General features: G+C 64.7%; 10 protein-coding genes. 9 read left to right on the top strand and 1 reads right to left on the bottom strand.

What is annotated here, in order from left to right; all coding sequences use genetic code 11:
* Window positions 1-55 precede the first annotated feature (55 nt).
* From KHO31_RS20195 to KHO31_RS20220, 6 genes are read left to right on the top strand one after another with little or no spacing between them, the layout of a single operon-like run.
* The gene (locus tag KHO31_RS20195; protein ID WP_201074077.1) at window positions 56-313 is read left to right on the top strand and encodes an MbtH family protein; all 258 of its coding nucleotides are present in this window, start codon (window positions 56-58) and stop codon (window positions 311-313) included.
* A gap of 54 nt (window positions 314-367) precedes the next feature.
* Window positions 368-1,450, top strand: coding sequence for a TauD/TfdA family dioxygenase (locus tag KHO31_RS20200; protein ID WP_236071349.1), 1,083 nt, complete (start codon window positions 368-370; stop codon window positions 1,448-1,450).
* Window positions 1,447-2,325 carry an ABC transporter ATP-binding protein gene (locus KHO31_RS20205; RefSeq protein ID WP_211624007.1) on the top strand — a complete coding sequence of 293 codons (879 nt, stop codon included), beginning with the start codon at window positions 1,447-1,449 and terminating at the stop codon, window positions 2,323-2,325. Before KHO31_RS20200 ends, KHO31_RS20205 begins: the two co-directional genes overlap by 4 nt.
* Window positions 2,322-4,430, top strand: coding sequence for a Fe(3+)-hydroxamate ABC transporter permease FhuB (gene fhuB / locus KHO31_RS20210; protein WP_211624009.1), 2,109 nt, complete (start codon window positions 2,322-2,324; stop codon window positions 4,428-4,430). Before KHO31_RS20205 ends, fhuB begins: the two co-directional genes overlap by 4 nt.
* Window positions 4,430-5,269: a siderophore-iron reductase FhuF gene (gene fhuF / locus KHO31_RS20215; protein WP_201074083.1), complete on the top strand. Its 840-nt coding sequence runs from the start codon at window positions 4,430-4,432 to the stop codon at window positions 5,267-5,269. Before fhuB ends, fhuF begins: the two co-directional genes overlap by 1 nt.
* Window positions 5,270-5,322: 53 nt before the next feature.
* A complete protein-coding gene (locus KHO31_RS20220) occupies window positions 5,323-6,360 on the top strand; it encodes an ABC transporter substrate-binding protein (protein ID WP_201074085.1) in 1,038 nt (345 codons plus the stop codon).
* Window positions 6,361-6,462: 102 nt separating this feature from the next.
* Here KHO31_RS20220 and KHO31_RS20225 read toward each other — a convergent pair whose 3' ends face one another.
* Complete coding sequence (locus KHO31_RS20225) at window positions 6,463-8,232, bottom strand: cyclic peptide export ABC transporter (RefSeq protein ID WP_201084945.1); 1,770 nt, start codon at window positions 8,230-8,232, stop codon at window positions 6,463-6,465.
* 275 nt (window positions 8,233-8,507) lie between these two features.
* Between KHO31_RS20225 and KHO31_RS20230 the strand changes: the two genes are divergently transcribed.
* From KHO31_RS20230 to KHO31_RS20240, 3 genes are all read left to right on the top strand, one after another.
* A complete protein-coding gene (locus KHO31_RS20230; protein ID WP_211624011.1) occupies window positions 8,508-18,371 on the top strand; it encodes a non-ribosomal peptide synthetase in 9,864 nt (3,287 codons plus the stop codon).
* A gap of 42 nt (window positions 18,372-18,413) precedes the next feature.
* Window positions 18,414-23,456: a non-ribosomal peptide synthetase gene (locus KHO31_RS20235; RefSeq protein WP_211624013.1), complete on the top strand. Its 5,043-nt coding sequence runs from the start codon at window positions 18,414-18,416 to the stop codon at window positions 23,454-23,456.
* A gap of 78 nt (window positions 23,457-23,534) precedes the next feature.
* A complete protein-coding gene (locus KHO31_RS20240; protein ID WP_211624014.1) occupies window positions 23,535-24,914 on the top strand; it encodes a lysine N(6)-hydroxylase/L-ornithine N(5)-oxygenase family protein in 1,380 nt (459 codons plus the stop codon).
* Window positions 24,915-24,916 lie beyond the last annotated feature (2 nt).

The raw sequence follows: 24,916 nt of genomic DNA on the forward strand, positions 1-24,916 counted from the left end.
CCTCATCGGCAATCTGATGAGGCATCCTGACCATTCATCGACTGAGCCATTCATCATGACGCAAGCACAGCAAACCCCTTCCGCCGCAGCGGGCGAGTCGGACGATCTCGTCTATACGGTCGTCATCAATGACGAAGAGCAGTACTCGATCTGGCCGACCTTCCGCGCCGTGCCGGCCGGCTGGCGCGAAGTAGGCGTGAGCGGCGCGAAAGCCACCTGCCTCGCGCATATCGACGCTGTGTGGACCGACATGCGTCCGGCCAGCTTGCGTCGTCATATGGACGAGGCCGCCTCGAAGGCGAGTGCATCGTAATCGGGCCGGCCCGGATCAGCGCCGGGCCACGTCGCTTCTGCAAGAGGAATTCGCATGACCATGCTTTCGATGCCGTTGCCCACGCTCGCCGACTTATCGATCGTGCCTGGGCTGCCGACTGTCGTCTCGCCGCGCGCGGGCGCGGAGATTTCACTGGAAGAGGCCGCGGCGCTGCTGCATGCGATCGCCGACGACACGCTCGAGCGGGCCGGCGGCGTGCTGTTCACCGGCTTTCGCGTGGCCTCGATCGATGCCTTCCAAAGCTTCGCCGGTTCGTTCGGGCATCCGCTGATCGGCTATGAATTCGCCTCGACGCCGCGCAGTCAGGTGGAAGGTGCGGTGTACACGTCGACGGAATATCCGCCGCATCGCTCGATTCCGCTGCACAACGAGCAGTCGTACACGCGCGAGTGGCCGCTGCGCATCTGGTTCCACTGTGCGCTCGCCGCGCGTTCCGGCGGCGCGACGCCGATTGCCGACAGTCGCGCGATTTATCGCGCACTCGACCCGGCGCTCGTCGCACGCTTTGCAAAGCGCGAGCTGCTATATGTACGCAACTTCGGGCAAGGGCTCGATCTGCCGTGGGAACAGGCTTTCGGTTCGGACGACCCGAGTGTGGTCGAGCGGATTTGCCGCACGCGTGGCATCGATTGCGAATGGCGCGACAGTGAAGACGGCGAACTGCTGTTGCGCACGCGCGAGCGTTGTCAGGCGGTAGCGCGCCATCCGCGCACCGGCGAGATGGTCTGGTTCAACCAGGCGAATCTGTTCCACCTTTCGTCGCTCGATGAAGACATGCAGGAAGCGTTGATCGATTCGGTCGGACTTGAAAACGTGCCGCGCAACGTCTATTACGGCGACGGCGAGCCGCTCGAAGCGGATGCGCTCGCGGAGATCCGCGGCGTGCTCGATCAGCAGCGCATTGTGTTTCCATGGCTGACGGGCGACGTGCTGATGCTCGACAACATGTTGACGGCGCACGCGCGCGATCCGTTCGACGGACCGCGCAAGGTGGTCGTGGCGATGGCGCAGAGCTATAGCGAAGGCCGCAGCAAAGGCACAGGCGCGGATATAGGCAAAGTTTCAGGCACGGGTGCGGATCGAAGCGAAGGCGACCAGCGGATGGCCGCGCAATGACGAAAACGCAGGGCGTGGCACTCGCGGCGCAAACACTCACGGTCGGCTACCGCGATCATGTCGTGCTCCACGGTCTGAACCTGACGATCGCGGCTGGCCGCGTCACCGCATTGTGCGGACCGAACGGCTGCGGAAAAAGCACCTTGTTGCGCACACTCGCCGGGTTGCAACCGGCACTGTCCGGTAGCGTTGAAGTCGACGGCAAGCCGCTCGCTTCATACCGGCGACGCGCATTGGCGCGCACGCTGACGATGCTCGCGCAATTCAACCAGATTCCTTCCGGATTGACCGTACGCGAGTTGGTAGCGTACGGCCGCTATGCCTACGGTGGCTGGCTGCGCGGACTGTCGCACGCGGACCACGCAGCCATCGACGAAGCGCTCGTCACCAGCGGACTCGCCGCCGACGCCGCGCGCGATGTCGCCGCGCTCTCAGGCGGCGAGCGCCAGCGAGCATGGATCGCGATGGCGCTCGCGCAGCAGGCGCCGATCGTGTTGCTCGACGAACCGACCACGTACCTCGATATTCACCATCAACTGGACATCCTGCGTGAGTTGCGGCGCCTGAATCGCGAACGCGGCCTGACCATCGTCTGGGTGCTGCACGATCTGAATCAGGCGGCGGCCTATAGCGACGAAATCGTGCTGATGCGCGCGGGCCGCATCATCGCCCATGGGTCTCCCGATGCGATGCTCGACCCGCGTCATCTGAACGAAACCTTCAGTGTGCCGATGCTCAAGATCGCGCACCCGCAGACGGGCGCGCCGATGTGCGTGCCGGCCTACGAGGGCAATGCCTTTGACATAGCCGGCGCTGAATTCAACGAGGAGACATTGAGCGCCTCCGCATCCACGAGCAAGGACCTGGCCGCATGACGACGCTTGCCGCGCGCAAACGCCTGCGTCGTCGCGAATCTGCCATCGAGGGCTGGCGTGCGCCCGTGAAAAACCGTGCAGGGATGATCAGTGGCGCGCTCGTCGCGTTGATTGTCGTGGTGGCCGCCTTGCGCCTCGCCCCCGGCTTTCGCGCATGGCTCGCCGCGCCCGCGGGCAGCGACGCCGCGCAACTCGCCGGCATCCTGCTGTTCGACCTGAGCGTGCCGCGCATCCTGGCGGCGTTGATCGCGGGCGGCTGCCTCGCTGTCGCCGGTACGTTGTTCCAGTCATTGACGCGCAATCCGCTAGCGTCGCCCGATCTGCTCGGCATCACCGGCGGGGCGCAACTCGGCTTGCTGGCTGCAATGCTGGTGCCGTCGCTGGCGGGCGTGGCGTCGGTGCCACTGCTGTTCGTTTGCGGCCTCGCTGCCGCCGCGTGCGTGGCCGCAGCCGCAGGCGGCTGGCGCGCTACGCCGTTGCGGCTGGTGCTCGCCGGCAGTGTCTGCATGCTGCTGTTCTCCGCGCTCACCACGCTGATTCTCGCGTTCTTCGAGCAAAGCATCGTCGGCGTGTCGCTGTGGGCGAGCGGCAGTCTTTATCAACCGGGCGCCGCGGGTCTGAAGATTGCCGCCGCCTGGCTCGTGTTGCCGCTCATCGCGTTGCCATTCGTGATTCATCCGCTCGACCCGCTCGCGCTCGGCGACGACGCTGCCGCGTCGGCGGGTGTACGCGTCGACGCGACGCGGCTCGCGGCGATGGTCGTGGCGGTCGGTTTCGCTAGCGTTGCGGTGAGCGTAGCGGGACCGCTGTCGTATGTGGGCTTGATCGCACCGAATCTGTTGCGGCAGGCGCGCGGCGCGAAGGCTTCGCGGCTGACCGTGCTCGTGCCCTTGTCAGCGTTGGTGGGCGGCGCGCTCGTGCTGTTCACCGATAGCGCGGTGCAGGCGCTCGATCTCGACGCGACCCTCTCGACCGGCGTGGCGATCGCTTTCGTCGGCACGCCGCTGATGCTGGCGATGATTCGCAGCGGCGCGGCGTGGTCGGGCGCGTTGCATGCCGGCCAGGACCGGCCCGCCGTACGCGGCGGGACGCGCTTTGTGCGGATGCTCGATGCGTGGCCATGGCCACTGACGGCAACCGTACTGACGATATCCGGCATCCTGATCGTCTGCGCAGGCGCGTCGTTCGGCCCGACCATGATCGGCGCGCATCGCTGGTTAGCCGTGTTCGATCAGCGCGACGAGCTCGCGCACACGCTGCTCGATTTGCGTCTGCCGCGGCTCATCTGTGCGTTGCTGGCCGGTGCCTTGCTGGCGGCAAGCGGGGTGCTGATGCAGAGCATCGTGCGCAATCCGCTTGCCGGGCCGGAAGTGCTAGGCGTGACGCAAGGCGCGGGCCTTGCGACGCTCGCGGCGCTCGTCGCGTGGCCGCTCGCAGGACATTCGACGCTGGCCGTTGCCTCGCTCGCGGGTGGCGGCGTGACGCTGGCGCTCACTTTGCTGCTCAATCGCCGGCATCGCTATGCGCCACTCGCTGTTGCGCTGACAGGCATCGTCATCGGCACGCTCTGGACCACGCTGTCCCAATGGCTTATCACGCAGCAAAGCGTGCAACCCGCGCGTTTCGTGGTGTGGCTGGTCGGCGGCACCTACGGGCGCAGTTGGGGCGAAGTGACGACGCTGCTGCCATGGTGCGTGTTGGCGGTACCCGTGTTTGCGCTGCTCGCGCGGCCGCTCGATCTGCTCGCGCTCGGTGACGACCAGGCGGCCGCGCTCGGCTTACCGATCGGTGTGCTGCGTCCTCTGGTGCTGACCGTGGCGACGCTGGCTGCGTGCGCGGCGGTGGCGGCGGTCGGGCCGGTAGGCTTTATCGGCTTGATGGCGCCGCATCTTGCGTCGATGCTGGGGGCGCGTGCGCATCGCACGCGTCTTTGGCTTGCCGCGGCATGCGGTGCACTGGTGTTGGTGGTCGCTGATATCGCGGCACGCACGCTGCTGGCGCCGCGCGAAATTCCTGCGGGTGTGCTGACAGCGTTGATCGGCGCGCCTTATCTGCTCGCGTTGTTGATCGTAGAGGCCCGGCGCGAGAAGCGGGGCACACGGTGATGGGACAACGAGATCATGCATCGGCGGTCGCAAGCAGCCACAACGCGTACGCGCAATGTTTTGCTGACTTCGCACCGGAGTCGATCGCGCATTATCTGGAGCACGTGTGGCTCGGCACGCCCGACGCGACCGACGAATCCTCATTAGCCGAGGACGAAACCGGCAAGCCAGTCGTCATTGCCATAACGGAATTAGCGGCCTACCGTGCCGATTTTCTCGATGCCATGGTCAAGCTCTATGGCGGTGAGCGCGAAACCCACGCACGTGCGCTGCTCTCGCAATGGAGCAAGTACTACTTCGGTTTCGCGGCTTCCGCCGGTTTTGTGGTTGCGGCGTTGTTGAGCCGTCCGCTCGATATGTCGCCGGCAAAGACCCATGTCGTGCTGCGGCGCGGCCTGCCTGTCGCGCTTTATTTCTCGCGAGACGCATTGCAACCACGTGCAATCGATCCTGCACGCCGGTACGCGCCACTCGTCGATCATCTAGGCACGGTGATTGAGACACTCAGTGCGATGACGAAAATCGCACCGCGCGTCTTGTGGAGCAACGCCGGCAACCTGCTCGATTACCTGTTCGAACAATGCGCGCCTCAGGTCGATTTAACCGCAGATGCCGCCTGGCTCTTCGGCCCGCTCGCCTCCGATGGCGAGGCCAATCCTCTGCGCACACCGGTACGGCAAGCCACACCGCGTGCCGCGAGCTTGCCGAACCCATTTAGCGCACGGCGAGTGTGCTGCGTACGTTATGAAATTCCTGGAGAGACGCAACTGTGTGGACGCTGCCCCTTGCTGTTGACGATGAGCGATGCGGAAATCGCCTTGCAGGCCGCTTCGCATTGACGAACCGCGCAAGGAAAGTGCACCGGCTCAAGCGAGTTTGTGCAACCACCGCGATGGCGGTCGCGCTGCTCACTCACTCCAATGCTTTCGCTCAGAGCGGCGTTGGCGATGCAACAGCGGCGACTCGCGCTCGCCGTGCTGCTAACGAAACCGATGCAATCAATCCAGGTCGCGCGCAGCAAACCTGCACATCACTCGACGACAACCCGAGCGTCTCGCAAGCCAGCCCCTCGTTGCCCGTGCGCCCGAAACGCATCGTCGTGCTCGAATTCATGTTTGCCGAAGATCTGGCGGCGCTCGGCATCACGCCGGTCGGCATGGCCGATCCCGCGTACTACCCGGTGTGGATCGGTTATGACGATGCACGCCTTGCCTCGGTAGCGGACATCGGCACACGCCAGGAGCCGAGTCTCGAGGCGATTGCAGCCGCCAAGCCGGATCTGATCCTCGGCGTCGGCCTGCGCCATGCGCCGATCTTCGCGGCGCTCGAACGAATCGCCCCCACTGTGCTATTCAAGTACGGTCCGAACTTCACGGAAGACGGTGCTCGCGTGACCCAACTCGATTGGGGCCGAAAAATTCTCCGCACCATCGGCTGCCTGACGGGACGGGAGGAGGTGGCACGCGCGGTCGAGGCCACGGTCGACGCGGGTTTTGCACGCGACGCACAACGCCTCGCGCAAGCCGGTCGCCGGGGCGAACAGGTAGCGTGGCTGCAGGAGCTGGGATTGCCTGACCGTTACTGGGCATTTACCGGCAACAGCACGGCGGCCGGTGTTGCCCACGCGCTTGGCCTCGACTTGTGGCCTGCCGAACCGACCCGTGAAGGTACGTCTTATGTAACGTCGGAGGATCTGTTGAAGAAGCCGAACCTCACGGTATTGTTCGTCAGCGCAACCGAACCCGGTGTACCGCTCGCGACCAAACTCGATTCGCCGATCTGGCGCTTCGTGCCTGCTCGCAGCGCGGGGCGCGTGGGTCTCGTCGAGCGGAATATCTGGGGATTTGGCGGCCCGATGTCCGCGCTGCGGATGGCCGATACGATGACGGAAACACTGCTTTCTCTGCCGGCGCCGTCCGTCAGCGAGTAGGCGGTTGAAAACGTCGAGGCGTTACTCGACTGGCTTCGTCTGTATCGCTATGCGCTGAGCGTTCGACCAGACACGCTCAGCGCGGATTTCACTCAACTCAATTCATCCCATTGTGCCGTTAGCAATGGCATCATTCTCCACCTCCTGCGCCGCGCCATAAGTCTCGCTGACGATACTGCCGTTATCCAGCTTCAACACGCGATCCGCGAGATGGAAGTAGCGATCGTCGTGGCTGATCACCAGCACCGTCTTGCCGCGTGAGCGCAATTCCGGCAGCAGTTGTTCATAGAACACCGCCTTGAACTGCGGGTCCTGATCCGCGGCCCATTCGTCGAACAGATAGAACGGCCGGTCTTCCAGATAGGCGACGACCAGTGCCAGCCGTTTGCGCTGACCGGTGGAAAGCGCGCGTGTCGAGAACGCGCCGTTCACCACCTGCACCTTGTGGTCGAGCGCCAGCTTCGCAACCAGTGCATTTGCGCGGGCGTCGGCCTGCGCGCGCGATGCGGCGTTCGGATCGACGATACCCAGCAACGCGTCGAACAGATGGAAGTCGTTGAACACGGCAGTGAACCGCTGCCGGTACGCGGCACGTTCGGCGAAACCGACCGGCTTGCCGTCCAGTTCGATTGTGCCGTCCTCCGGTTCGTACAGACCCGTGAGCACCTTTGCGAGCGTCGTCTTCCCGCTGCCGTTGCCGCCGACGATGAACACCAGTTCGCCGGGCCTGAAAGTCAGATTGACCGGCCCGACGCGGAACATCCGCTCGTCGCGCTCATGGAAATACGAGTGGGTGACGTCGCGCAATGTGAGGGTCTGGTACGGCGTGTGTGACGCATTTTCATCCGGCGGCGGCGCGGTGCGCAGCGCGCCGAACTCGCTCATCACTTTTTCGATGCGATCGAGCGACACGCGCGCGGCATTCAGTGTCGGCACGTTGTTCAGCAAGCCGTCCAGCGGCAGCAGCATGAACAGAAACACCACCACGTAGCCCGACGCGGACGGCGCATCGGCGTGCACGCCCAGCGCCGGCCAGAAGGCGGCGACGCCCAGAAACACGTAGAACAGGAACACGATCCAGCCGACTCCGACCGCGTAGGCGCTGAACGCCTGGCGCCGGTGGTCGCGCACTTCGTCGATCGCCGAACCGAGCTGACCGTCGACGAATTGCCGCGAGCGGGCCTGGTGCAGCTTCAGTTCCTTCGCGCCCGTGAACAGCGCGCCGAGATAGCCGAACAGTTTGTCCTGCGAGCGGCCGGCGGCTTCGAGCGAGGCGATGGCCCGTTTGTCGCCCGCGTGATAGCCGAACGAGCCGACCAGGATCGCGGCGACCGCGAGCAGGCAGACCGGCCAGGAGAGCCACGCCAGATAGCCGAGGCAGCCGAACACGATCGAGCCGTGCATCACGAGATTGGGCAGCGCGAAGAACAGCATCGACACGTTGGTGGCGTCGTCGGTCAGTACCGACTGCACGGGCGCCGCGCCGATCCGTTCGACGTCGCGCAGTTCCGCCTCGGCGACGCGCCGCGCGACATGTTCGCGCAACTGCGCCATCGTGTCCTGCGAGAGTCGCGCGAACAGCACGCCGGTTATGACGCGCGTGACGAGCGCAATCACCGCGCATAGCGCAAAACGCATCGCAAGCGACATGTCGGCGGCGCCTGGTTGCGACAGCGCGCGGCTCAGGGTCGCGACGAGCAGCACGCTCGCGATGCCGTTCAGCACGCAGGCGGTGAGCGCGATCGCAAAGGCGCCACGCGAGCGCTTGAGCAACGCCACGATCAGACGCATGGCCGGTTTGCCGGGTGCGTTAGCAGTGGTTGAGGGAGAAGGCGAGGGCGGCGCGTCGTAGCGCTCGTTGGCAGCGGTCATCGGCAATGGGTCGCAGTGGGTCGCAATGGATCGGTGAAATGCAGCGCATACGGGCGGCAAATCAACGGGGCGCAAAGACACGCCCCTCGCCTGATAGACGAATGGCCGCTGCAAACATTTACCGTCTATCGCCGCGTGCTGAATTAAAACGATGCAGTCCGAATAAATAGAAAGCGGCGGTAAAGATTTGCAAGCGCGGATCGTCACACCAATGAAGCGGCCCATTGCGGCCTGCGACTTGGCCGACGCGGCCAGTTCTAACGGATTTCACGCCCATGACGAGCTTCCCGATTGCATTGCACCACCGAATCCGCGCTTTGGCGCGTATCGAACCCGATGCGCCCGCGCTGGCGTCGTTCACGCCGCGTACCGTGCGGCTGACGCGCGGCGAGCTGGATAGCCGTGCGGCTCGGCTGGCCGCACAACTGAGGGAGGCAGGCGTCACGACTGAGGTGCGCGTTGGCGTGTGTGTCGCGCGGTCGTGCGATCTGTTCGTTGCACTGCTCGCCGTACTGAAGGCGGGTGGCGTGTTCGTCGCGCTCGATCCACGTCATCCGGCGGCGCGCCTCGATTGGATCGTGCAGGACGCGGGTCTCGCTCACGGCATTGTCGATGCTTCCGCCGATGCGGCAATGCGCGCGCGTTTCGCGCAGTGTTTCGACGTCGCAAACGATGCTTTGGCAGACGTTGCTACAGGGGCCGACGTGGCGCGTTTCGATGGCGATGACGAGCCGGCGCATCCGCGCGCGGCTGCCTACATGATCTACACATCCGGCTCGACCGGTACGCCGAAAGCGGTGGCCGTCGAACACGGGCCGCTTGCCGCGCACGGCGACGCGCTTGCTGAATCGTTGCCGATCGACAGCACCGATCGCGTGCTGCATTTCGCCTCGGTGAATTTCGACGTCTCGATCGAAGCATGGCTGGTGCCGCTCGCAGTGGGCGGCAGTGTGGTGATCAGCGATCCGCCGCCGTTTCCGCCGGAAGCCACGCATTCCTTCATGCTGCGCGAAGGTGTGACCAACACCACGCTGCCGCCTGCTTATCTGCGCGAGTTCGCGAACGTTTGCGAGCGCCTCGGCGTGCCGCCTTCGCTGCGCGTGCTGCTGTTCGGCGGCGAAGCGATGTCGCAGGACAGCTTCGATGAGATTCGCCGCGTGTTCCCGTCGATCAGGCTGGTCAACGGCTATGGACCGACCGAGGCGGTGATTTCGCCAATGCTGTGGCCGGTCGACCCGAATACGACGCCAGCGCTCGAAGCGGGAAACGGCTACGCGTCGTTGCCGATCGGCTGGCCGATCGGGCGCCGGGTGGCCCGTATCGAAGGCACAGCGCAGCGCGGTGAGGCTGGCGAACTGCTGCTCGGCGGTGTCTGCCTCGCGCGTGGCTATCATGGCCGCGCGGCGCTCACTGCGGAACGTTTTTTACCGGACGCCAACGGCGAACCTGGCGAACGGATCTATCGCACTGGCGATCTCGCGCGCGAACGCAGGGATGGATCCTTCGACTATCTCGGCCGCATCGACGATCAGGTGCAAGTGCGCGGCGTTCGTGTGGAACCCGGTGAGATCGCGGCTTGCCTGCTGACGCATCCGGCGATCGCCGATGCGGCTGTGCTGGCTGAGACACCGGGCGGCAGGACGCAACTGATCGCCTGTGTAGTGCTGAGAGAAGCACTCAGCGACGCCACATTGCAGGCGCATCTCGCCGCGCATTTGCCGCAAGCGTGGCTGCCGCATCGCTTCGCCCGCTTCGCAAGTCTGCCTTATACGCTGAACGGAAAGCTCGATCGGGCTGCACTGCGCGATGTAGTGATGGCACTGCCGGTAGCTGCCGCAGCCGATTTTGCCGCGCCCGAAACCGTTATCGAGCAGCGCCTTGCGGATATCTGGCAAACGCTCCTGAACGATCCCGCACCGATCGGCCGCACGGACCGGTTCTTTGCACGCGGCGGTGATTCGCTCGCGGCGATGCAATTGCAGGCAGCGATCCGGATTGAATGGCGCGTGAATCTACGGCTCGATGCATTGTTCGACGATCAGCCACTCGCGACTCTCGCGGCGCTGATCGATACCAGCGAAGCGGAATCGGCTACGAACCGGCACCAGCAGATCACCGTGCTACAGCCTACAACGGCCGCGTTCGCTGACCGTGCCGCCTCGTTTGCGCAGCAGCGTTTCTGGGTCCTCGCGCAAACTCAGGACGCCGGGTCGGCGTATCACGTCGCCGTGCAATGGGACGTGCAAGGCGCGCTCGACCTCGGCACACTGCAACGCGCGCTCGATTGCCTGATCGAACGTCAACAGACCTGGCGCACCACGCTCGTCGAAACCGACGACGGCATCGTCATGCAGCGCATTCATGCAGCGTTGCCAGTGCGGATTGCCGAAATCGATCTGCACACCCACATTGAGGACGAGCGAGTGTCGCGGCTCGCGGAGTTGACGGAGCAACACGTCGGCGCAGCGTTCGATCTATCGAATGGCCCGCTAGTGCGCGCCACGCTCATCACGCTGAGCAACAATGCGCAACGCTTCCTCTTGACGACCCATCACGCGATCAGCGACGGCTGGAGCTCGCGCTGCGCCTTCGATGAACTGCAAACGGCCTACACGGCGTTCGCGACGGGACGCACGCCGCAGTTGCTCGCGTTGCCGGTCCAATACGCCGACTATGCGCAATGGCAGCGCGATTGGCTCGCAGCAGGCGAAGGCGAACGGCAACTCGCATATTGGCGCGATGCATTGCGCGCTGCGCCCGAACCGCTCGCATTGCCGCTCGACCGCGCGCGCTTGCCGCAACGCGACTTTCGCGGCGGCAGGCTCGCATTGCGGCTGCCGCAAGCAATCTCCGCCGCGGTGCGTGAAACCGCACGGCGTGCACAGGCATCGCCCTTCACCGTGCTGCTGGCTGCGTTCGACGCCTGGCTCTATCGACTGACCGGCGCAACCGACATCGTGGTCGCCGCGCCGATTGCGCATCGGCAGCGCGCGGAAACCGCGCCACTGGTCGGCCTGTTCCTCAACACACTTGCTTTGCGCGCGCGTGTCGCGCCAGGCCAATCGTTCGCCGCGCTGCTCGACGGCGTGCGCCGTTCGGCGTTCGATGCCTTCGCGCATCAGGACGTGCCGTTCGATCAGGTGCTCGACGCCATCAAGCCGCCGGTGCGGCGTGGCGAAGAATGGCTCAAGGTCAAATTCGCGCAGCAGTTCGATCTGCAGTTGACGGCTGAATTGCCGGGCGCGTCCGTGCGGATGTCGCCGGGGCTCGATCTCGCCGCCCGCTTCGATCTTGCACTCGATTTCACTGACGATCCGCGTGGCATTGAACTGGTGATCGCGTATGCGCTCGACGGCCTCGATGAGGCGACCGCGCAGGCATGGCTCAACAGCTATGCCGCGCTGGTCGCCGACGCAGTGCGGGATCCGCAACGCGCGATTGCAGAACTCGATTGCTCGGATGGGGCTGGATATAGCGCCGCGCGACAGGGGCGGGCGCTTCAGCCTGAGGCGAATAGCGTGCTTGCGCTTTTCGCACGTTACGCGAGTGAAACGCCGCACCGCGTCGCGCTTGCTGACGCCGACACGCAGCTCACGTTCGCTGAACTCGATGACGCATCGCGGCGTATTGCGCTCGCCTTGCAGCAACGCAACGTAGGCGCAGAGCAGCCGGTTGCGGTAAGCATCGAGCGTTCGGTGCGTTTCGCGGTTGCGCTGCTTGGTGTGATGAAGTCAGGCGCCTACGCGGTGCCGCTCGATCCGGCTGCGCCGCACGAGCGGTTGGTGGCTGCCGTGGATGCCTGTGGCGCGCAATGGGTGCTGACCGCAGAGGGCGGGCAAGTCACCCATGCAGTGGGCGCTGCAAAGACACTCGATATCGACTCGCTCGCACAGTGTTCATCGAGTTTGGGCGCGAATGCCGACGCTACTGCGCATGTGAGCGGCAACGCGAAAGCGGAGTCAGCCGTCAGCGCGGAGGCCAGTGCGGCGGCTGACACCGATACCAACGCCAACCGTACCGCCAACGCCTCCCCGCCGGCACCGCTGCCCGACCAGGCCGCCTATCTGATCTTCACATCAGGATCGACCGGCGCGCCCAAGGGCGTCGTAGTCTCGCATCGCGCGCTAGCCGATTACGTCGTCGGCATGCTGGACGAACTTGCCTTTGCAGCTGACGCATCGATGGCGATGGTCTCTACCGTCGGCGCCGACCTCGGTCATACGACGCTATTCGGTGCGCTTTGTTCGGGCCGCACGCTGCATCTGCTGCCGGCTCAATGCGCGTTCGATCCCGATCGCTTTGCTCACGAGATGCGCACACGCGACGTCGGGGTATTGAAGATCGTGCCGAGCCATCTGCATGCGCTGCTCGATGCGCAGCAAGCGGCCGACGTGCTGCCCGCGCACGCGCTGGTCATGGGCGGCGAGACGCTGCCGTGGTCGCTTGTCGAACGGATCGCGGCGCTTAAGCCGACTTGCCGTGTCATCAATCACTACGGCCCGACGGAAGCGACAGTCGGCGCGTTGACTTTCGATACGTCTGCGCAGGCACAAACTGCACCACGCTTACTGAATGTTCATTCCAGACAAGCGAGCGATGTCACACAATCCGTGCCACTTGGCCTGCCGCTGCCAAACGCCTATGCGTGTGTGCTCGACAACCACGGCGCGAGCGTACCGCCCGGTGGGATTGGCGAGCTGTATCTGGGTGGCCCAGGCCTCGCACGTGGCTATCTGAACCGTGCCGCGGCAACCGCCGAGCGCTTCATACCGCATCCGTTTGCGCTGGGCGAGCGTCTCTATCGGACGGGCGACCGCGTGCGGCTGCGCACCGACCGTCGGCTGGATTTTCTTGGACGGCTCGACGATCAGGTGAAGATTCGCGGCTATCGCGTCGAACCCGGCGAGGTGAGTTCCGCACTGCGTGCGCTCGAGGGCGTTGCTCAGGCGGAGACGCTTGCCGTGGAGCATGAAGGGCGTTTGCGCCTGGCATCGTTCGTTGCTTCGTCCAACGGTGCGCGTCTCGACGAACCGGCGTTACACGCGGCGTTGAGCGCGCGCCTGCCGGATTACATGGTGCCGGCTGTGCTGCTGGTCGTAGCCGCGTTGCCTGTGACCGCGAACGGCAAAGTCGATCGGGCAGCGTTGCGCGCGCTTGCCGCCACGCCGACGCCGTCCGTTTCTGAAGGCGATGCGCCGCAAGGGGCAACGGAAGAAGCACTTGCCGCCGTCTGGAAGGAGGTGCTCAAAGCCGAACGCGTGGGCCGCGACGACAACTTCTTCGAACTGGGCGGCGATTCGATTCTGGTGTTGCAGGTGATCGCGCGCTCGCGCAAACGCGGTGTGCGCTTTACACCGAAGCAGTTGTTCGACGCGCCGACGTTGGCGCAACTTGCACGTGTTGCAACTACGGTGGACATAGCCGCAGCTGCTGCGTCGAAAGCGCATTCCCTGTCACCAGCATCTCAAGTACAGGTGTCGCCGTCAGCGTACGAACAGGTCACGACCCTTACTCCCGCACAACTACGCTTCTTCGCGCTGGACATTCCGCAGCGCGATCACTGGAACCAATCGATCGAACTCGATACCGAGGTGCCGTTCGACTCCGATGCCTTCGCCCGCGCGTTCGAAACACTGCTGACGCATCACGAGATTTTCCGTCACCGTTTCGCCCCGAGTGGTCCCAGCCGCGAATGGCAGATCACATTCGCCGCGCAGGCGTTCGAGGTACTACCGTTCGCAGTTGCCTCCGCACGTGACGAAAGCGATGCGCTCGCTCAATTCGACGCGTTGCAGGGCACGCTCGATCTGACGCAAGGCCCACTTGTCTGCGCGCTCGCCGCGCTGTTGCCTGATGGGACGACGAAGCTTTATCTGGCGCTTCATCATCTGATCGTCGACGGCGTCTCGTGGCGCGTGTTGCTGGACGATCTCGACGCGGCCTATCGCGCAGCGCGCGAGCGCCGCACGGTACGTCTTGCGTCGACGGGCACGAGCGCGCAGGAATGGGCGGCACGGCTGGCTCGCGCGGCGCTCGACGTCACAAACTCGCCATTTGCCGCCGAAGTGCCTTATTGGGCCGCGCTCACGGCACCCTACGACGACCTGCCGCTCGACCATCCGCAAGCCACGGCGACTAACGCGGACGCGCAAACCGTGATTCAGACGATCGACGCCGATCTGACGCGCGCCGCATTGACGGAGGCAAACGCGGCCTACCGCACGCAGATGATCGAGCTACTGATCGCGGCGCTGGCGCAGTCGCTCGGCATGTCTCGTTGCCGCATCGAACTCGAAGGCCATGGCCGCGAGGCGTTGTTCGACGACGCCGATGCGAGCCGCACCCTCGGCTGGTTGACGAGCCACTATCCGGTGCAGTTCACCGTCGAAAGCACACCGGCTGCGACACTCGGCGCGATCAAGGACACGCTGCGCGCGGTGCCGAACAAGGGGCTCGGTTTCGGCGTGTTGCGTCATTACGGTGACGCGACGACGCGCGCGATGCTCGCCGCAGTGCCGCGACCCCATGCCACCTTCAACTACCTCGGCCAGTTCGACGCACCGCGTGAGGCTGCTTTGGTGCCGCGTTTCGGCGGCGCGGGCCGCGAGCGCGATCCGGCGGGTCCGATCGGCAACGCGCTGGCGATTCACGCGTATATCGACGGCGACACCACACGCACGCTGAAAATCCATTGGGTATACGGCGCGACGCAGTTCGAGCGCGCGACTATCGGTGCGCTCGCGCAGCGTTTCGAAACCGCGCTGGCCGGGTTGACCGTCGCATGCGCGGCGCGTCTCACGCAACACGGTGGCGGTGCAACACCTGGCGACTATCCGCTCGCGCGTATTGGCGGCCTCACGCAGGCCGCATTGGAGCGCCTGCCGCTCGATCTGCGCACCATCGACGACATCTACCCGCTCTCGCCAATGCAGCACGGCATTCTGTTTCACTCGCTGTTCGCGCCCGAGCAATCGACGTATGTGAATCAACTGGTCGCGACGTTGATCGAGCCGGATGTCGAGCGCTTGCGCGCTGCGTTCGAGGGCGCGGTGCCGCGCCACGACATCCTTCGCACTGGTTTCACGCCGAACGAAGCCACGCCGATGCAGATTGTGCATCGCCAGGCGCGCATGCCGGTCGAGATTCTCGATTGGCGCAATCGAGGTGAAGGTGCGCTCGCCGAATTTGAAACCTGGCTCACGGACGACCGCGCGCGCGGTTTCGATCTGACCTCGCCGCCTTTGATGCGTGTCGCGCTGATCCGCGTCACGGATGACGCATGGCGCCTCGTCTGGACCCGTCACCACCTGTTGCTCGACGGCTGGAGCACGGCGCGTTTCTTCGCCGACGTGCTGCGCGACTATATCGAGCCGCGGCGTCCGCAGCCATTCGCCGCGCCGGCCAAAACACGCTACCGCGATTTCATCGCATGGCTCGCGGCGCGCGATGTTGAGGGCGAACGCGCGTTCTGGATGCAACGTCTTGCGCTAATCGATGAGCCGACGCTGATCGCCGACCGTGAGCGCGAACATGATCGCGATCACGCATCGGAAGGCCCGCGTGTGACGCAACATCTCACGTGCCGTGAATCCTTCGATGCCGATACCACGATACGTCTCACTGAAACTGCGCGCCGTCTGAAAGTCACCGTCAACACGATGGTGCAGGGCGCCTGGGCGCTCGCTCTGCAGCGGATGACGCATCACACCGCCGTCGCATTCGGCGCGACCGTGGCAGGACGGCCCGACGCGCTACCCGATGCAGACACCGTGCTGGGCCTCTTTATCAACACGCTGCCGGTCATTACTGCGCCGTTGCCGCAACGCCGCGCGTCATCGTGGTTACAAGAATTGCAGCGCGACAACGCCGCTGCTGCGGAGCACGCGCACACGCCGCTCTACGAAATCCAGCAATGGGCCGGACAAGGTGGCGGCGCGCTGTTCGACACGCTGGTCGTATTCGAAAACTATCCGGTCGACGAAGCCTGGCAAGGACGCGACGAACGCGCGCTCAAGCTGCGTGATCTGCGCAATATCGAAGCAACCGATTTCGCGCTCACCCTGGTGATCGAAGCCGGCGCGACGCTCACGATTGACTATGGCTACGACGCCGCACAAGTCGACGAAGCACGCGTGGCCGCTTTGCATCGCGCGTTTGCCGCATGCATGGCCGGTTTGATCGCCGATCCGCACGCACCGCTAGGCACGATCTCGATTGCGACCGCGGACGATCTCGTCACGCTGGCGAACGCCAACGCAACCACACAATTTTGGCCGCAAGCGGAGCAACAACCATTGCACCGCCAGTTCGAGCTGGCCGCTATCGCGCGCCCCGACGCAATCGCGCTCGAATTCATCGATCCGCAAGGACGCATGCAGCAGATGACCTACGGTGCGCTCGATGCGAACGCCAATCGGGTCGCGGCCGCGCTCATCGAAGCGGGCGTCCGGCCGGATACGGCGGTCGCGTTATGCGTCGAGCGGTCGTTCGACATGGTGGTCGCGCTGATTGGCGTGCTGAAAGCGGGCGCGGCCTACCTGCCTGTCGATCCCGACTACCCGGCTGAACGTATCGCCTATCTCCTCAACGACGCGAACCCGGCAGTCGTGCTAACGCAACCACATCTCCGTGAGCGTGTTATCGCCGCGGTCGAAAGCATCGGCGTCAAGATTCTGACAGTCGACCAATTACTCAGCACGGGGACCACGCTTGCCGCACCGGTGGACGTCGCGCCTGAACAACTCGCCTATCTGATCTACACATCGGGTTCGACCGGCAAGCCGAAAGGCGCGGGCAATACGCATCGCGCGCTCGCGAACCGGATTGCGTGGATGCAGGACGCCTATCGGCTGGGCGCTGAAGACGTCGTGCTGCACAAGACGCCGTTCGGCTTCGACGTATCGGTATGGGAGTTCGTCTGGCCGCTTGCCGTCGGCGCGAAACTCGCGATTGCGGCGCCGGGAGATCATCGCGATCCGGCGCGTCTGGTCGCGGCAATCGAAACGCATCGCGTCACGACACTGCATTTCGTGCCGTCGATGCTCGCCGCGTTCGTTGCCTATCTGGAAGATTTCAAAGCTGCGACTCGCTGCGCAAGCATCGAGCGGATCGTGGCAAGTGGCGAAGCGCTCGCACCGGAACTGGTGGCGCGCGTCGCACAGCATTTGCCGAACGCGCAGCTCTATAACCTGTACGGCCCGACCGAAGCCGCTATCGATGTTTCGCACTGGACCTGCGATGCAGCTGATGCAAACGCTGTGTCCGTGCCGATCGGTTATCCGATTGCGAACCTGCAACTGCATGTGCTCGATACAGCGCTGCAAGCTTTGCCGCAAGGTGCGGTCGGCGAACTCTACCTGGGGGGCGTGGGACTCGCGCGCGGCTATCTCGGCCGTGCCGCGCTGAGCGCGGAGCGTTTCGTTCCCGATCCGTTCATTGAAGGCGCACGTCTTTATCGGACTGGCGACCTCGCACGTCGTCGCGCAGACGGTGCGCTCGATTATCTCGGCCGTATCGATACGCAAGTAAAGCTGCGTGGTCAACGCATCGAGCCAGGTGAAATCGAAGCTTTGCTGCGTGCGGAGCAAGGCGTACACGACGCGGTGGTAATCGTACGAGATGAGCAATTGGTCGGCTACGTCGCGCGAGGCGTGGACAACACGATCGACACGCATGCCTTGCTCGATGTTTTGCGCGCGCAGTTGCCCGCGTACATGGTGCCCGCGCAGTTGATCGAAATTGACGCGCTGCCGGTGACACCGAACGGTAAGTGCGATCGCCATGCGCTGCCCGCACCGGTTCGCGGCCTTTCCTCCGACGAGGGCGCGGCGGCGTCCCTGCAAACCGATACCGAACGCGAACTCGCCGCGATCTGGAAGCGTGTGCTGCGTCTCGAGGCGGTCGGCCACGACGACGACTTCTTCACCCTTGGCGGTCACTCGCTGCTCGCGACGCAAGCCAACGCACAGGCCAACCTGCATTGGACGCTGATCCTGCCGCTGCGCACGCTATTCGACGAACGCACACTGGAACGCTGTGCTGCGGCGATAGATCGCGCGCTGGCCGAGCGCGATGCGGGCGCCGGAGAGGACGCCGCGAGCGCGATCGATGCACTCCTCGACGAACTGGAACTGCAATGAACCGTCACGCCATCACGCCGACAAGCACTGAGACAACCTAGCATGACGACACCCAAACCGGACCTGCTTTCCCTCGCGACACGTTTCGCGCTCCTGCCGGACGCGCAGCGCAAGGCGTTTCTCACGAAGCTCGACGCGGCCGGCATCGATTTTCGCGTGTTGCCGATTCCACAGCGGAGCGAGCGGACCGCTGGCGTGCCGGCTTCGTTCGCGCAAACGCGTCTGTGGTTGCACGCGCGCATGATCGACGAGCCAGCGGCGTATCACATCACCGAGCGCTTGCGGCTCGACGGTGCGCTCGATGCGAATGCACTGCGTCTTTCGTGCGATGCGTTGATCGCGCGCCATGAAGCGTTGCGCACGACTTTCACCGAAGGCGCGGACGGTGTATTGCAGACTGTCCATGCACCGTCACGCTGCCCGTGGCATTCGAGCGACTTGAGCACGTTGCCGGCGCATGAGCGAGCGACACGCGCGGCCGCCATCGCGCAAGCGGATGAAGCCCAGGCCTTCGATCTGTCGCTCGGCCCGCTGATGCGCGCGCATTTGATCCGGCTCGACGCGACGACGCATTGGCTCGCGCTGACGACCCATCACATCGTGTCGGACGGCTGGTCCGCGGACGTGATGCTCGCGGAGTTGGCGTCGTTCTATCACGCGTATGCGAAGAGTGAGGCTGTGTCGCTGGCGCCGTTGCCGATCCAGTACGCGGACTACGCACTGTGGCAGCGCCGCTGGCTCGATGCAGGCGAGCGAGAGCGGCAGTTGAATTTCTGGCGTGCCCGGCTGGACGCGAGCCGCGATGTGCTGATGCTGCCGGGTGCCGCGCCGCGTCCGGCCCAACGGAGCGCACGTGGCGCGCGGTATCGATTCGTGCTGGATGCCGCGCTCGTCCAACAGGTCAAGGCGCTCGCCAATGCGCAGCGCGCAACGCCGTTCGCGGTGCTGCTCGCGGCACTCAACGCCTTGCTTGCGCGTGCCTCGGGAGAAGCGCAAATTCAGATCGGCGTGCCTGCCGCGAATCGCGAGCGCGGTGAGGTGGCCGGCCTCGTCGGCTTCTTCGTGAACACGTTGACGCTCGCAACGCCCGTTCCCGCAACGCAATCGTTCGCGGCGCTAGTCCGCGCGACCCAGCTAACGGTCATCGACGCCCAGTCGCATCAGGACGTGCCGTTCGAACAGGTGGTTGAGGCGCTCGGCGTGATGCGCAGCGCGAGCCACCATCCGCTGTTTCAGGTGATGGCGGCCTATGGTGCGCGTCGCCGTTTGCCTTCGCTTGCCGACGTGCGCATGACGGAGTTGCCGTCGGGCGCGCCGTTCGCCAAGTTCGATCTGACGCTGAGTTTCGAGGAACGCGACGACGGTTCCATCGATGCCTACTTCATCTACGCGCTCGATCTCTTCGAGGCGGACGCGGTCGAGCGGCTAGCTGCGCGCTTCATTGCGTTGCTGTCGAATGCAACTTTGGCACCCGAGACGGCGGTTGGCGATTTGCAATGGCTGCCCGAAGCCGAGCGTACCCAACTGGATGCGTGGAACAGCACGGCGGTCGATCTTCAGGAAGCATTCAAACCGGTTCATCAGCGCGTGGCCGATCATGCTCGCGCTCGCCCGGATGCACGCGGCGTAGCGGATCTCGAACGCTCGCTCACACGCGGCGAAGTGGACGCACGCGCGACGCGGCTTGCGCAACGCCTCGTTGCAGCCGGCGTGAGTGCGGAGATGCGCATCGGGGTGGCGCTGAGCCGCTCGGTCGATTTGCTGGTCGGCCTGATTGCTGCGCTGAAATCAGGCGGCGCCTTCGTGCCGCTCGACCCGAGCCATCCGCGCGAGCGTCTCGCACACATTCTCGACGATGCGCAGATCACCCATGTCGTCACGGAGCGCGCCAGCCTGGCTGCGTTGCCGACGTCGGATCGCTTGCATCTCTGGCTGATCGACGAGGAGCCGCAGCGTGACGATCTTTCGATCGCGCCGATCGTGTTGCCCACCGTCTCGCCGTACCAGGCGGCCTATGTGATCTACACCTCGGGCTCGACCGGCAAGCCGAAGGGCGTCGTAGTCGATCATGGTTCGTTCGCTCGGCACTGTGCGGCGATTGCCGAGCGTTATGGCGCGAGTGAAAGCGATGTCTTCCTGCTGTTCCAGTCGGTCAATTTCGACGGCGCGCACGAAGGTTGGTTCTCGCAGTACATGTCCGGCGCCGCGGTGGCCATCACCGCCGACACGCTATGGCCGCCCGCGCAGACCTGCCGGATGATGGTGCGCGAGGGCGTGACGATGATCTACGTGCCGCCTGGTTGCGCGACGCAGCTTGCCGAATGGGCGCTGGCACACGGCGCGCCGCCGACCTTGCGATCGCTGACGGTGGGCGGCGAAGCGACTTCACGCGAAGCCTTCGCCCTGATGCGCCGCGCGTTTCCGAACGCACGCATCGTCAACGGTTACGGTCCGACCGAAACCGTCATCACGCCGATGCTGTGGATGTTCTATCCGACCGACAACGCCGCGAAACTCGCCGACAGTGCGTATCTGCCGATCGGCACACCGGTCGGCGCTCGCTCCGCCCATGTGCTCGATGCCCGCCTGAATCCGCTGCCGGTGGGGGTGATCGGCGAGTTGTATCTGGGTGGCGAGGGCGTGGGCGTTGCACGTGGTTATCTTGATCGGCCTGCGCTTACCGCGGAACGCTTCGTACCGGACCCGTTCGGTGCGCCAGGAGCACGGCTCTATCGTACGGGCGACCTCGTCAAGCGGCGCGCTGACGGTGTGTTCGACTTTATCGGCCGCGTCGATCATCAGGTGAAGCTGCGTGGCTTGCGTATCGAGTTGGGTGAAATCGAGGCGCAACTGGCCGCGCATGACGACGTGCGCGAAGCGGTGGCGATCGTGCACGGCAAGGGGGCGCAAGCGGCCTTGGTGGCGTATGTGGAGCTGAGCGCCGAAGGGCGCGAGCGCAACACGCGTGCGGACGCAGCCGAACTCGACGCGCATTTACGCCACACGTTGCCCGATTACATGGTGCCCGCGCATATCGTTGTGCTGTTCGCATTGCCGCGCAATGCGAACAGCAAGGTGGACCGGGCTGCATTGCCGGCACCACAGCGCGTCGCGCGGACGTATCAGGCGCCCGCGGCCGGGCTCGAAACGGTACTCGCCGGGATTTTCCGGGAAGTGCTGGGCGTAGAGCGAGTCGGTCGTGGTGATCATTTCTTCGAACTCGGCGGGCATTCGCTCGCGGCAGTTCGTGTGGCGACGCGCGTAGCCGAGCGGCTCGCGCGAGATGTGCCGGTGCGTACGCTCTTCGAAGCGCCGATTCTTGCTCAGTACGCGCAGCGGGTGATGGCCGTGGCGCGGAGTGAGGCGGTGGTCGAGGTGAATGTCGAGTCTGGGCTGCGGTCCGGATTCGGAAGCGGGGCGGCGAATCCGCACGTGCTTGCCGGCGCACCGGGTGTGATGCCGCTGTCGGCGGCGCAGTTGAGCCTGTGGTTCTTGTACCGGACACAACCGGACAGCGCGGCCTACAACATTCCTGTTGCGTTGCGACTGCGCGGGCCGCTCGATGTCGATGCATTGCGTGAAGCGTTTGCTGGGGCTGCTGTGCGACATCCCGCGTTGCGCACGCGCCTGGTCGAACGCCAAGGGGAATTGCCGGCGCAACGGATCGCGGCGCCGACACCTTTCGAACTGCCGGTGATCGATCTGCTTTCGCTCGAAGCCACAGAGACCGCACGCGAGGCCGCCGCCGTTACGCTCACCGACGAAGACGCGCTGACCCCGTTCGACCTGCTCGACGACACACCACTTTGGCGCGTGCGCTTATTGCGTCTCGACGAGCACGATCATGTCTTGTCGCTGGTCGTGCATCACATCGTGTCGGACGGGCAGTCGATCGATCTGTGGCTTGAAGAAGTCCGCACGATATATGGGGCGATCGTGCGTGGTGCGTCGCCTGCGGCTTCGGGCCCGTCTTCGGCTTTGCCTCACGCGCTGGTGCTTCCGGTCGCGGCGCCCCGCGCGCGCCTGTCATTCTGGCGTGACGTGCTGGCCGACGCGCCCGCGCACGTTTTACCTTCGCCGCCGTCGGGGCGATCCGCGACGCCGCGCTGGACCGCAGGTCGTCTCGCATTCCAATTCACCCCGGACGTCGTGCAGCGCGCCCGCACGATGGCGCTCGAAGTCCATGCAACCTTGCCGATGCTGCTGCACGCCGCGCTGAACGTCGCGTTCTATCGTGCCACCGGTGCAACCGATCAGCCGGTCGGCGTGCTCGCATCGACGCGTGAGTTGACGGGCGAAGCCGCGCGCCGCGCGCTCGGGCTCTTCATCAACGCGGTGGTCGTACGCACACGGCTCGCGAGAACAGACACACCCGTCACGTTGCTGGCCGATGTTCGCGACGCGGCCCTCGCTGCCTATTCGCACGCGGACACGCCCTTCGCCGATGTGGTCGCCGGGTTGCGCGCGCCTCGCCCGCAACCCGGCAATCCGCTTTTCTCGGTGATGTTCAACTACCTGCGCCCCACTGGCACCGCGGAGCGCGACTGGGCCGGTCTCGCGCTCAACGATTTCAACGACGTGCGGCATTGCGTCGTGTTCGAACTGGAACTCGACGTGGTCGAGCATCCGGATGGTCGCGTGACGGGCGCGTTTTCGTACGCGGACGAACTGGTCGACGGCCGGTTTGTTGAAGCGTTGACTGCGGACTACATGAATGTGGTGCAGCAGTTCGTCGATGCGCCGCATGAAGCGCTCGGCGCGCCGTCAGCGCACTTTGCACTTGCCAAGCCTGCCATTGCTGAAGACGTGATGCCGGGCGCACTTCACGACGAAGCAACCCAACACGCTGCGGCGCTCGAACGCGTCTGGAGCGATCTCTTCGAAGGCAACACGCCTGCGCATCACGACGATCTGTTCGAGGCCGGTGCGACTTCATTCGACGTCGTGCGCTTTGTCGACGCGGCGCAAGCAGCCGGGCACGCAATTTCGATTGCCGACGTGTTCGCCGCGCCGACTTTCGCGGGCCTGAGCGCGCGGATCGTTGCAGGGGCGTCGACCGTCGCCGAGGTGCGGGATGCCGGTTAAAGCCCACGCTACCCGCCAAACATTTTTCTCCGGCCAGCGCCTCCGGCGCGCCGGCTCACACCGATAAGGACCTGCGACATGCACAGAGATACCGTATTTGATCTGATCGGCATCGGCTTCGGGCCGTCGAATCTGGCGCTTGCCGTGCGCCTCGCCGAAGAGGCCGGCAACGTGGGCAATGTGGACCTCGCACATTGCTTTATCGAGCGCCAGCCGGAGTTCGGCTGGCACCGCGGCATGCTGCTCGACGACTGCCGGATGCAGATTTCCTTCCTCAAGGATCTCGTCACGCTGCGCGATCCCAAGAGCCGCTTCACGTTCATCAACTATCTGTTCGAGCGAGGACGGCTGGCGGATTTCGTGAACCTGAAGAGCTTCTATCCGACGCGTGTCGAATTCCACGATTACCTCAGCTGGGTAGCGGCATCGTTCGATGAACGCGTGCATTACGGCCAGACCGTGATCGGTATCGAAGCGATCAGGGCGGCCGGCAATGCGAACGAAGTCGACGCGCTGCGCGTGTTCTCGCGCGACGAAGAGGGCCGCGAATGGCAGCGCGTGACGCGCGCGCTGTCGGTCGGTATCGGTGGCGGCGCTCAGGTGCCGGAGGCCTTTGCCGCGCTCGGTTCGCACAATATCGTGCACTCGTCGAAGTATCTGACTTCGATCGACCGCGTGGTGGGTGATGCGGACGGCCCGCGCAAGCGCGTGGCTGTGATCGGCGCGGGGCAAAGCGCGGCGGAGGTGTTCGTCGATCTGACGCGCCGCTATCCGCATGTCGACGCGAGTCTCGTGATCCGATCGAGCGCGCTCAAACCCGCCGACGACAGTCCGTTCGTCAACGAGATTTTCAGCCCGGCTTTTACCGACATCGTCTACGCGCAGCCGAGAGAAGGCCGCCGCTCGCTGATCGAGCGCTTTCGCGACACCAACTATGCGGTGGTCGACCGTCCGCTGATCGAGCAGATCTACGAAATGCTCTATATGCAGAACGTGTCGGCGGAACCGCGCCATCGGCTGCTGGCGAACACGTGTATCGAGACAGCGGTGCGCACGGCCAATGGTCAGATCGAACTCACGCTGCGCGATCGCCTCAGCGGTCACGCTCGTGCCGAGCAATTCGATGCGCTCGTGCTGGCGACGGGGTATCGCCGCGACACGCATGTCGAATTGCTCGAAGGACTCGCGCCCCATCTGGGCGATGCGCTCGCGCAGGGCAACGTCGAACGTGATTACCGGCTCGGCACACCGAAGAATTTCAAACCACGCATTTACCTGCAAGGCTGCTGCGAAGACAGCCACGGGCTTTCCGACACGCTGCTGTCGGTTCTCGCGCTGCGCGCCGACGAAATCGTCGCATCGCTCGCACGCCACACATCACAAGACCGGTCGGCCAGCCGGACCACACAAACAGAAGAAAACGGGACGAGCAAGGGCCGCATGGCCTTCGCTCTTTGATA

The sequence above is a fragment of the Paraburkholderia domus genome, assembly GCF_905220705.1.
GTDB classification, from domain to species: domain Bacteria; phylum Pseudomonadota; class Gammaproteobacteria; order Burkholderiales; family Burkholderiaceae; genus Paraburkholderia; species Paraburkholderia domus.